The organism is Ruania alkalisoli (genome assembly GCF_014960965.1).
GTDB classification, from domain to species: Bacteria; Actinomycetota; Actinomycetes; order Actinomycetales; family Beutenbergiaceae; genus Ruania; species Ruania alkalisoli.
Map to the genome: position 1 here is coordinate 4,077,162 of NZ_CP063169.1, position 11,073 is coordinate 4,088,234.

11 protein-coding genes are annotated in these 11,073 nt (G+C 70.0%); 6 read left to right on the forward strand and 5 right to left on the reverse strand.

The window, feature by feature from the left end; genetic code table 11:
* Nucleotides 1-96 precede the first annotated feature (96 nt).
* From IM660_RS18165 to IM660_RS18175, 3 genes are read right to left on the reverse strand one after another with little or no spacing between them, the layout of a single operon-like run.
* Nucleotides 97-519 carry a PaaI family thioesterase gene (locus tag IM660_RS18165; RefSeq protein ID WP_193497168.1) on the reverse strand — a complete coding sequence of 141 codons (423 nt, stop codon included), beginning with the start codon at nt 517-519 and terminating at the stop codon, nt 97-99.
* Nucleotides 516-2,174, reverse strand: a complete 1,659-nt coding sequence (locus IM660_RS18170; RefSeq protein WP_193497169.1) for a class I adenylate-forming enzyme family protein — start codon at nt 2,172-2,174, stop codon at nt 516-518. Before IM660_RS18170 ends, IM660_RS18165 begins: the two co-directional genes overlap by 4 nt.
* On the reverse strand, nt 2,171-3,178 hold the full coding sequence (locus IM660_RS18175) for a zinc-binding dehydrogenase (protein ID WP_210769020.1): 1,008 nt from the start codon (nt 3,176-3,178) through the stop codon (nt 2,171-2,173). The genes IM660_RS18170 and IM660_RS18175 overlap by 4 nt, the downstream gene beginning before the upstream one ends.
* A gap of 223 nt (nt 3,179-3,401) precedes the next feature.
* On the opposite strand from IM660_RS18175, the gene IM660_RS18180 reads away from it, so the two are divergent.
* Entirely contained in the window at nt 3,402-4,037 is a 636-nt protein-coding gene (locus IM660_RS18180; RefSeq protein ID WP_193497170.1) for a VOC family protein, read from the forward strand.
* Between the two features lie 64 nt (nt 4,038-4,101).
* The gene (msrA, locus tag IM660_RS18185) at nt 4,102-4,638 is read left to right on the forward strand and encodes a peptide-methionine (S)-S-oxide reductase MsrA (protein WP_193497171.1); all 537 of its coding nucleotides are present in this window, start codon (nt 4,102-4,104) and stop codon (nt 4,636-4,638) included.
* A 185-nt stretch (nt 4,639-4,823) separates the two neighbouring features.
* Here msrA and IM660_RS18190 read toward each other — a convergent pair whose 3' ends face one another.
* Nucleotides 4,824-5,732: an alcohol dehydrogenase catalytic domain-containing protein gene (locus tag IM660_RS18190; protein ID WP_210769021.1), complete on the reverse strand. Its 909-nt coding sequence runs from the start codon at nt 5,730-5,732 to the stop codon at nt 4,824-4,826.
* A 105-nt stretch (nt 5,733-5,837) separates the two neighbouring features.
* On the opposite strand from IM660_RS18190, the gene IM660_RS18195 reads away from it, so the two are divergent.
* Nucleotides 5,838-6,245 (forward strand): winged helix-turn-helix transcriptional regulator, encoded by a 408-nt coding sequence (locus IM660_RS18195; RefSeq protein ID WP_193497172.1) that lies wholly within the window; start codon nt 5,838-5,840, stop codon nt 6,243-6,245.
* Nucleotides 6,246-6,288: 43 nt separating this feature from the next.
* Here IM660_RS18195 and IM660_RS18200 read toward each other — a convergent pair whose 3' ends face one another.
* Entirely contained in the window at nt 6,289-8,442 is a 2,154-nt protein-coding gene (locus tag IM660_RS18200; protein ID WP_246465025.1) for a bifunctional copper resistance protein CopD/cytochrome c oxidase assembly protein, read from the reverse strand.
* 161 nt (nt 8,443-8,603) lie between these two features.
* Here IM660_RS18200 and IM660_RS18205 point away from each other — a divergent pair, with 161 nt between their 5' ends.
* From IM660_RS18205 to IM660_RS18215, 3 genes are all read left to right on the forward strand, one after another.
* The gene (locus IM660_RS18205; protein WP_159618292.1) at nt 8,604-9,626 is read left to right on the forward strand and encodes an AAA family ATPase; all 1,023 of its coding nucleotides are present in this window, start codon (nt 8,604-8,606) and stop codon (nt 9,624-9,626) included.
* An 87-nt stretch (nt 9,627-9,713) separates the two neighbouring features.
* Complete coding sequence (locus IM660_RS18210) at nt 9,714-10,601, forward strand: DUF58 domain-containing protein (RefSeq protein WP_193497173.1); 888 nt, start codon at nt 9,714-9,716, stop codon at nt 10,599-10,601.
* Nucleotides 10,588-11,070, forward strand: coding sequence for a hypothetical protein (locus tag IM660_RS18215; protein WP_193497174.1), 483 nt, complete (start codon nt 10,588-10,590; stop codon nt 11,068-11,070). The genes IM660_RS18210 and IM660_RS18215 overlap by 14 nt, the downstream gene beginning before the upstream one ends.
* The last annotated feature ends 3 nt before the right edge of the window (nt 11,071-11,073 follow it).

The window sequence follows — 11,073 nt, forward strand, 5'->3', positions numbered from 1 at the left end:
GACGAACCTCACGGATAGTCCACAACGCCGTAGCCGGAACGCCTTGCGGCCCGGTCGGCACCACGGCGTACTCGTTGAATGAGCCCCAACACGATTTCAGGCGGCCGCGGTGCTGTACAACCCCCGCGCCACCGCGAGCTTCTTGCCGTCGCCGTTGGTGACCACCGCATCGGCCACCCCGAGCGACCGGCCGCGCCGCACCACGGTGCCCACGGCCAGCAGCCGATCCCCCGGTCGAGCGGGGCGCAGGTAGTCCACCCGTAGATCAATCGTCGGCAGCCCCACCCCGAGCTCGGTGACCAGCGCGAAGTCCCCGGCCACGTCCAGCAGCGTGGCGAGAATGCCGCCGTGCACGTAGCTGCCGTCGACGTCGGCGGTCAGCTCGTCGCGGCAGTCCATCGCGATCTCCACCTCACCGGGCGCCGCCCGCACCAACTCGAGCCCGAGCCACCGGTGGTAGGCGGGGGTGGTGAGCAGTCGCTCGACGGTCTCGCTGTCCACCAGGGATGTCTCGGTCATGTGCTCTCCTCCGTCTGCACGTTCTGCGGCACGTTCTCCTGCGCCCCGCCCTGCACGTTCTCCTGCGCCAGTGCACTCAACCGGGCGTAGTCCACCTTCCCGGTGCCGCCCAGCGGCAGCTCATCGAGGAACCACACCCGCCGCGGGTGCGCATGCGCCGCCCCATGAGCGAGCGCGTACTGCTTCACCTCATCCTCGGTCAGCCCCTCACCCACCACGAACGCCGCCGGCACCTGCCCCTTACGCTCGTGCGGGATCGGCACCACCGCTGCCTGCCCCACTCCGGGCATCGTGCGCAGCAGCTTCTCCACCTCCAGCGGGTACACGTTCTCCCCGCCCACATTCATCATGTCGTCCGCGCGGCCGAGCACCCGCAGGTAGCCGTCAGCATCCGCAGCGGCCAGGTCACCCGTGCGCAGCCAGCCATCCGGGGAGATCCGCTCCGCCGTCACCTCCGGCAACCGGTGGTACCCGGCGGTCACGCCGGAGTTGCGTACCCACAACTCCCCCACCTCACCCACAGGAAGATCACGGGCCTGGGCGAGCTGCGCCGTCGGGAGATCGGGATCGAGCACCCGCACCTCACAGCCCGGCAGCGGCAGCCCGGCCCGCCCGTAACGCGGCGAATCGGTGCGCGGGTTCATCAGCACCTGCGGCCCGCCCTCGGTGAGCCCGTACGCCTCGATCACCGGCACGCCGAGCCCCGCGGCGAACCGCTGCCCGAGCGCATCCGAGAGCGGCGCCGACCCGCAGATCACGAACCGCAGCGAGCTCAGGTCGTGCCGGAGGTGCTCCCCGCTCGCCAGCAGCATCTCGTACGTCGCCGGCACCCCGGTGGTGTAGGTGCATCGGTGCTCGGCTACTTCGGCCGGGATCCCCGCGGGGTCGGGCCGGCGCCCGATCACGATGGTGCCGCCCACCAGCAGCAACGGCTTGACCACGCAGATCATCGCGTTCTTGTGATAGAGCGGCGCAGTGATCAGGCCTCGGTCGTCGCCGGCGAGTTCCCACACCCGCGCCACCGTGCTCGCGTTCCACGTCTGCCCGGCGTGCGTGAGCAGGCACCCCTTCGGGTTGCCGGTGGATCCGGAGGTGTAGGGCTGCAGGCAGATGTCCCCGGGCCGCACAGGTTCGGGCCCGTCAGCCCCCGACGGCGGAGCATGCGTGCCATCAGCATCTCGCCACCCGTCCGTGGTCGCCTGGAGCGTGGGCATCCCGGCTGGTGCCGCGAGCTCGGCGGCCCGCTCGGCCAGCGGGTCGTGAGTGAGGAGCACCCGGGGTTCGGCGTCGGCCATCACATGCTCGAGCGAGGCGCGCCCGGCGCGGGTGTTGAGGGGGACGGCGACGGCGCCGATCCAGATCGTGGCGAGCAGCGCCTCGACGAACCGGTGATCATTGCCGAACAGCAGCGCCACCCGGTCACCTGGCCCGACGCCGAGGCCACGCAGGCTGGCTGCGGTGGTGCGGACCGCCGTCGTGAGCTGACCGTAGCTGACCACGTGCGCACCCTGCAGGATCGCGGGCCGGCCGGGGTGATCGGCGGCGCCGGCGAGGAGGTGGACGGCGAGATTGTCGGCGAGGTGGGTCTCATCGCCGTGCGGACCTGAATCGTGTGGAGTGCCTGCGGCGCTGCCGGGGGCCTCGCCCTGCGTCACAGGGTGATCACCACCTTGCCGATCACGGCCCGGTCCTCCAGCAGCTGCTCAGCCTCGCGGATCTGATCCAAGGGGAACGTGCGGTCGATCACCGGCTCCAGGTCGCCCGAGGCCACCATCGCCAGGAGGGCTTCGAGGTCCTCCCGTCGCCAGCCGTTGCTGCCGCGGATGTCGAGCTCGCGCACCCACACGTACGGCTGGAACTGGGTGACCTCGTAGCCGCTGGTGGCGCCGCAGGTGACCACGCGCCCGCCGACCTTGGTGGCGCGGATGGAGGACTGCCAGGTGGCGGCGCCGGTGTTGTCGACCATGAGGTCCACGCCCTGCTTACCGGTGGCCTTCCAGATCTGCGCACCCCAGTCCTCGGCGCTGGAGTCGATCACGATGTCGGCGCCGAGCTCGGTGAGGCGCTCGCGCTTCTCCGCCGAGCTGGCGCAGGCGATGACGGTGGCCCCGACGGCCTTGGCGATGAGCACGGCGCCGGTGCCGAGCCCGCCGGCGGCACCGAGGACGGCGACAGTTTCCCCGGCCTGCAGCCCGCCGCGGGTGATGAGCTGGCGGCGGGCGGTGCCGTAGGCGATCGGGAGGGAAGCGGCACGAACGTAGTCCACGCCGTCGGGCAGGGGAATGATGTTGGTGCCGGGAACGGCAGCGTACTCGGCCAGCCCGCCCTGCATGTCCTCCCCGAGGGCCTTGCCGCCGACGAGCGGGTCGATGAGGATGCGCTGGCCGATCTGGATGTCGGTGACCTCGGAGCCGACGGCGGCGATCTCGCCCGCGATGTCACCGCCGGAGATATGCGGCAGCGGCAGGTGCCGACCGGCCACACCCTTGCGCACGAAGACGTCCAGGTGGTTCAGCGAGCAGGCGCGCACCCGGACGAGGACGTCGCTCGGTCCGATCTCCGGGACCGGGTGCTCCCCGACGACGCGGCCCTCCGGTCCGCCGCGCTCGACGATGAGTGCCGCGCGCATGGTCTCGGACTGGCTGGGCGCCTCGGGCATCACAGTTCCTCCTCGTTCCGGTGGCGCTGCGCTGAGGGGGCGCGGCGCCGTGCTGGTCTCACTTTCTCACGTCCTTCTGGCAAGCCGGCGAGACCAGTCACCTACCGGACCGACACCGGTCCGCACCGCCGCGGCACCATGGTGCGCGGCTCGACGTATACGTGTCGGTGCGATCAGCGCGGGCCGCTCCTCGGCGATCTGTGGGCCAGATACTCTGGCAATCATGACAGCGATCGATCACCTGGTGTATGCCGGGCCCGACCTGCAGGCGCTCGTGCGCGAGGTCGCCGACCTGACCGGCGTCGAACCCGTCGCTGGTGGCAGCCATGAGGGGCGCGGCACCGCCAACGCGCTGCTCGGGCTGGGCGAGGGGCGCTACCTGGAGTTGCTCGGGCCCGATCCTGACCAGGGCGAGCCCGACCGACCGCGACCGCTGCGGGTGGATGAGGTCAGCGGACCCACGATGGTGGGGTGGGCCGTGAACCTCGGCGGGGCCGGACGCGACATCGAGGCGCTGGTCAACTCGTCCCAGGCAGATGGCTACGATCCCGGTCCCGTGGCCCCGATGAGCCGCCGCACCGCCGACGGCGACCTGCTGGCGTGGCGTTTGACCCCACCCGAGGGTGGACGCGGTGGGGCGATCCCGTTCCTCATCGACTGGGGCACCACGTCGCACCCCTCAGCGGATCTGCCGGCGGTGGAGCTGACCGGCCTGCGCCTGGAGCACCCCGAGCCCGAGGTGGTGCGCGCGGCGCTGACTGCCGTGGACGCCGTCGGGCTGGTGGATGTACACGCCGGTGAGCGGCTACGGATCGTGGCCGAGCTAAGGACACCGCGAGGCGTCGTCACCCTGGGCTGAGCGCGTGCGGAACATCGCGGGTGCCACGGGAGTTGACCGGGTAGGACCCGACCAGGAGGTACACATGACTGACACCGGCACGATCACCCGCACCCCCGGCACCGAGACAGCGGTACTCGCAGGGGGCTGCTTCTGGGGGATGCAGGATCTGATCCGCGCCCAGCCGGGCGTGCTCAGCACCCGGGTCGGCTACACCGGCGGATCCAACGACCACGCCACCTACCGCCATCACCCCGGGCATGCGGAGGCGGTGGAGATCGTGTTCGACCCGGAGCAGACCAGCTACCGCGACATCCTCGCGTTCTTCTTCCAGATTCACGATCCCAGCACCCTGAACCGGCAGGGTAACGACGTGGGCACGAGTTACCGGTCGGCGATCTTCCCCCTCGGCCCGGAGCAGGAACAGACGGCGCGGGAGACGATCGCCGACGTCGACGCCTCGAGCCTGTGGCCCGGGCCGGCCGTAACCACGATCGAGCGGGCAGGCGCGTTCTGGGAGGCCGAGCCCGAGCACCAGGACTACCTGCAGCACTACCCGAACGGGTACACCTGCCACTTCCCGCGACCGGGATGGGTGCTCCCGCGGCGCGGCCAGAAGTAGACATACCGAGACACAATGAATCGATGAATCGATCTCGGTAGGCGACCCCGGCAGAACCCGGCGCCGATGCTGTGATGGCACGGGTCGCCGAGCAGATCGGCTACCCGACGTGCGACCCGGTCGCAGAATGAGCCCGGAGTCGAACGCTGTGGCGAACCTTGCCGTCGCGAGGAGTGGCCGGGCCGCTAGGGAACCAGCAGCAGGCGTCCGCGCTGTCCGCCCGAGGCCACCTGCCGATAGGCTGTGGCCCCTTCGGCCAGCGGGCGAGAACCGCTGATCCGGACGGCCAGCTCACCGGAGGCGCTCCGCGCGAGCAGGTCGGCGAGCGCCACCGGGTCGGGTTGGACGAACACGTCCTCGCTGGTGATGCCGCGCACCGGCGGCGTCGGTGCGATCGGCAACACTCCGACGAAGGCCCCGTCGTCGCGCACGGCGGTCATGGCCGCCTCACGCAGCGCGGCGGCGTCCAGCACGGCATCGACCGAACCGGGCACGAGCTCGGTGACCAGTTCCTCAGCACCAGCGGAGCGGACGAACTCCTCGTCAGCAGCGCGCGCGAACGCGACAACCCGCCAACCTGCCGCCGAGGCAAGCGCCACGGCGTAGCCGCCGACCGCTCCGGCCGCACCGGTGACCAGCAGGTCCCGCCCGTCGGCCGGTCCGAGCATCGCAAGCGCCTGCGCTGCCGTGAGCGCGTTCAGCGGAATCGATGCGCCCGCGACTGGATCCAGACCGTCGGGCAGGTGAGCAGCCCACGACTCCTCCAGTAGAACCTGCTCGGCGTGCGCCCGGGAGGGGGCAGCCAGATCGGGATGGATCGCGGCGACTGTGTCACCCACCGCGAACCGGGTGACACCCGCACCGATCTCACGCACCACTCCGGTGACGTCCCAGCCGAGCCCGACCGGCCCGGTGAGACCGACCGGCCCGCGGGCAGCGCCGGAGGCGACGGCGAGATCGAACGGATTCACCGCGGAGGCGATGAGATCGACGACGATCTGACCGGCGCCGGCCGATGGTCCGGATGCCTTCTCCGCCACCGGTTCTGTGGAACCGGGGTGGGAGATCAGGCTGGTGATGATGCTGGAGGACATTGGGGGTCCCTTTCAACGAGGTCTCATTGCCACTCCAGGATCGGGTGGTTACTCTCCATGGGGAAGTAGGCACTTCGAAGTGGGTCACGCACCCGGAGGTAACCCATGGTCACGATGACGGCGCAGGAACGGCGCGAACTCGAGCGCGAGGCATTCGACGCCTACCTGAGCAACTGCCCGAGCCGCCAGCTCCTGGACCGGATCAGCAACAAATGGGTGACGCTCGTGATCTGCGCCCTGGGCGAGGAGGGCACCATGCGCTACTCGGAGATCGCGCGACGCCTCGCGGGAGTCAGCCAGAAGATGCTCACACAGACCCTGCGGTCGCTCGAGCGTGATGGCCTCGTCATGCGCGAGGTCACACCGTCGGTCCCGGTCCGGGTGGACTACTCCCTCACCGCACTCGGGAACTCCCTGCTCGGGACGATTCAGCACGTCAAGAGCTGGGCCGAGGAGCACATGACGGGAGTCGACGAGGCGAGACGTCGCTATGACGGGCGCTCTGTACAGTGATCGGCCCGCACGCTCCGAGCCGACGAGCTCAGTCCCGACGAGCTCAGTCCCGACGCACGCGGTCCTGACGGCTCTCGTCCTTCCCCATCCGCTGCATCATCGCGTTGTAGGCCTCCAGCTCGGCGTCGTCGTCCCGGTCGGCCTTCCGGTCCCGGCGCCGGGCCTCCCGGGTGTCACTACGCGCCCACTGCACTGCCACCCCGATCGCGAGCGCCAGCGAGGGGACCTCACCGATCCCCCAGGTGATCTCACCACCGGTCTCCTGGTCGGCGAGAGCGTCCACACCCCACGGCAGCCCGAGCGCGCCGAAGTAGTCGGCCGCCAGAAGCGTGTTCATCGAGATGATCGCGATCCCGAAGAAGGCATGGAACGCCATCGTGGCGAACAGCATCACCAACCGCAGCGGGTACAGGGGGCGGCGCGGGCCCGGGTCGATCCCGATGAGCACGTTGACGAAGACGTACCCGGCGAGGCTGAAGTGCACAACCATCGCGACGTGCCCGATATGGGTGGTCAGCGCGAGCTCGAACAGCGGTGTGAAGTAGAACAGGATCATCGAGCCGGCGAAGTTCACGGCGGCGATCACCGGGTGGGAGGCGAAGCGCGCCCATCGCGAGTGGACGATCGCCAGCAACCACTCCCGCGGGCCCCGGGTACCGTCGGTACGAGCCGGGAGGGCACGGAGCGCGAGTGTGACCGGGGCGCCGAGGGTGAACAGGATCGGCAGCACCATCACCAGGGTCATGTGCTGGACCATGTGCGCGCTGAACAAGATCCGCCCGTACACCGCCGGCCCGCCGAAGGTGATCCACGCGAAGCCGGCCGCTCCTACCAGCCAGACGACGGTGCGCCCGAGCGGCCACCGGTCGCCACGCCGGTGCAGCCGCACGACCCACATCACATAGACAACGGCGAGCACCACGGCAAGGCACGCGAACAGCAGGTCCGGAACGCCCTGGGTGAACCATCGTTCGAATGTCGGTGGCGCCGGCACAGGCTGCTGCGAGAGCTCCTCGGCGGGGCTGAGATTCTCCTGCGCCTCTTGCGGAACTGGTGGCCCGGTGTCCGCCAGGGCCACCGCGACCCCCATGACGGCGCCCATCACCAGCACCTCGACGGCAGCCAGGCGCCAGAACGCCTTCGGCGTTCCGCCGTCAGATTTCTGCACCGGCGTTCCGCCGTCGGGCCGAGGCTCCAGGGTGCGGATCGTCCGCACGCGGTGCAGGAGCCCGATCCCGCCCAGAGCGTAGAAGATCACGATCTTGACCGCGAGCAGCGCACCGTAGGTGCCGAGGAAACCTTCCCAGCCACCGAGCCGGAGCCAGGCGTTCGCGGCGCCGGAGACTCCGACGCCGAGGAAGCACCACAGGGCGATCCTCGAGTACCGGGCCGCGGCGCCGGCCAGGTCACGACCCAGACGCGGTGCACTCAGGCACAGCACCACCAGGCCTCCCACCCAGATTGCTGCGAACAGCAGGTGCCCGAACATTCCGGACATGCCGAGCTCGTGGTAGGCGCTACCGGAGGCGTGGCCCGAGGTGGCGATCGGGATCAGGACGGCGACCGCCAGCAGGGCAGCGATCGCTGCGGTGCCGTAGCCGGCCACCGCAACGCATGCCACCGACATGATCGCCGCAAGCACTGCGGCCATCAGCGCGGCGCGGCCGGTGGAGATCTCGGTGAGATAGAAGGCGAGCTCGTCACCGAACCCGGCCCCGCCGATAGGACGACCGGCGACGGTGGCGTAGCCGAGCACGAGGTCGATCACCAGACAGGCCGCCCAGACCGGGCCGGCGACCATCACCGCGCGGGCGGCGATCGGCCACGCCTCACCCATGCCTCGCGGCCGGTTCTCCCGGATCGGCCCGTTCTGACGGTTCGTGCGGTTGCGCCCCGGCGCCGCCTCTCGCCCAGATGCCTCTCGCCCAGCGGCCGCGCCGTGCCCAGCCGGCGGGGGGCTGAGCACGAACAGCAGCAGCATCAGCCCGCCGATGGTGACCGAGGCTGCGAGCTGCCACGTCACGGAGATCAGCGGCCGGCTCCAGCGCACGAGCGGGCCGGCGTCGGCGAGCTCGGTCGGCCCAGCAGCCCCGGAGAAGGCGAGGCCGAGCAGAGCGGCAAGCATCGCCGTCGGGAGCAACGCCCAGGCGGCCCAAGGGGCTCGCTGAGCGGCGAGAGTGGAGGGCGAGGCGGGCACACCGTGAGCCTACGCGGCGCACTCATCGACCACCGACGTCTCGGCCGGGACGTGGCCCGTGGGCGGGTCATGGGGACTCCTCCCCCGAGGCCACCCCGACGACGTCAGCCCCGGCTGGCATAATCGGCCGCGACCCACGTCCTCGTACAGAGCCGGAGCTCATGTCCAGTCCCGTTGCCCCCCACCTGGCGCCGCCGACGGCGACGATCTCCTACGACGACATCCAACGCGCGTCCGAGCGGCTCGGCCACGTGGCCCGGGTGTTCGACCAGCGCATCGTCGGCCAGCACGGGCTGCGCACCGCACTGGTGAGCTGCATGCTCGCAGGCGGGCACGTGCTGCTGGAGTCCGTACCCGGCCTGGCGAAGACGACCGCGGCACAGACCCTGGCCGACTCCGTCTCGGGCACCTTCCACCGCATCCAGTGCACCCCGGACCTGATGCCGAACGACATCGTCGGCACCCAGATCTACAACTACGCCACAGGTGAGTTCTCCACCCAGCTCGGCCCGGTGCACGCGAACATGGTGCTGCTGGACGAGATCAACCGCTCCTCCGCCAAGACGCAGTCGGCGATGCTGGAGGCGATGCAGGAGAAGCAGACCTCCATCGGCGGCGAGATCTTCAAGCTGCCGAAGCCGTTCATGGTGATGGCCACCCAGAACCCGATCGAGGAGGAGGGCACCTACGTCCTCCCCGAGGCACAGATGGACCGCTTCCTCATGAAGGAGGTCCTCACCTACCCGGCCCCGGACGAGGAGGTGGACATCCTGGAGATGATCCAGTCCGGCCGGATGAGCGCCCCGCTGACGGCGCAACCCATCTCCATCCAGGACGTCGAGTTCCTGCAACGCCTGGTCGGGCAGGTGTATGTGGACACCTCGATCAAGCAGTACATCGTCGCGATCATCAACACCACCCGCGGTGGCGGCCCGAGGCCGCTGCCGAACCTGAACCAGCACGTGCGGGTCGGTGCCAGCCCCCGTGGTGGGATCGCACTGATGCAGATCGCACAGGCGCTGGCCCTGCAGGCCGGCCGCGCCTACGTGGTGCCGGACGACGTCAAGGCGCTGCGTCACTCAGTGCTGCGGCACCGGATCGTGCGCACCTACGACGCGCTCGCCAACAACGTGGCACCGGAGTCGCTCATCGACGCTGTCTTCGCCGCGGTGCCGAGCCCATAGCCGGTCGCGAGCTGCCCATGCACCGACCATGAGCCGACCCTGACACAGGCGCCTGAGGCGCCGCCCCACCATCAAGGAGAGTTCCGCGTGGTCTCGACGTCCCGCCTGGCGAAGGTCCGAGCACGGCTCGACCTGCCCACGGTGCGGCGCGCCGCCGGACTGCTGGAGGGGCGCCACCGCTCGGTCTATTCCGGGCACGGCCAGGACTTCGACGAGATGGCCGAGTACCGGATGGGCGACGACGTCTCCGACATCGACTGGAAGGCGAGCGCCTCCTACGGCGAGCCGGTGATCCGCCGATTCGTCCGCGACTCCAACCTGGCGATGGTGCTGGCGGTGGACACGGGCCGGAACATGGCAGCCGCCGCACCCGACGGTGGCAGCAAGGCCGAGATCGCGACCTTCGCAGCCGAGATCGTCTGCTACCTGGCCCGCGGGCGTGGCGACACGGTGGCGCTGGTGGCCGGCGATGCGGAACGGATCGTCCAGGTCCCCGCCCGGGGCGGCACCGAGCACATGGAGATGATGCTGCGGCGGGTGGAGGCGATGCTCACCCTCGACGCCGGGCCCAGCGACCTGAACCGGGTGATGGACCGGATCCTGACCTGGTTCAACCGCCGGTCGCTGGTGGTACTCATCACCGATGAGGCACGGCCGCAGCCCGAGCACGAACTGAGCCTCAAGCGCCTGCGCACGAGGCACGAGGTGATGGTGATCCAGGTGGCCGACGCGCTGCCCACCACGTTCGGGGACCGGCCGATCGACGATGTGGACCAGCCCCTCGATATCCCCGAGTACATGCGCTCGCACAAGGCACTGGCCGAGGAGGCTCGGACCGCGGTGGAGCGGCGGCGTGCCGACGTCGCGGCGATGCTACGCCGTCAAGGTGTGGAAGGAGTCACAGCCGACAGCGAGGAGACGCTGATCGACGCGCTGATCGACCTGCTGAGGAGGCAACGCCGTGTTCGCCGGTGACCTCATGGCCGCTCCGATCAACGATCCGGTCGACCCTGCCGCCTACTCGGCCTGGGTCTGGATCGTCGGTCTGGTCCTGCTCGCGCTCATCGGCGGGTGGTACTGGTTCGTCTTCTACAACACCCGCAAGCGCCCCTTTGAAGAGGACGAGGGTGCGCGAGACCGGTATGCCACGCTGCGCACCACGATGCTCGAGCAGGTCGACGCAGCCGAGGCCCGCTACCGCGAGGGCGAGTCTGACCTGCGCAGCCTGCACCTGGACCTGAACCACATCCTGCGTGAGTTCGCCAACGGGCGGATGCGGATGGATACCTCCTCTCTGACCGTCCGGGAGATCGCCCGGCTGGAGGGCACCGACCGGCTGGTAGCGCTGCTGAGCGAGTATGAGGAGCCGGCGTTCGCGATCGACTCCGACGCCGAGGCACTGTCGGCCACCGACAGCGCGCGGGCGGTGGTACGCGAATGGTGACCA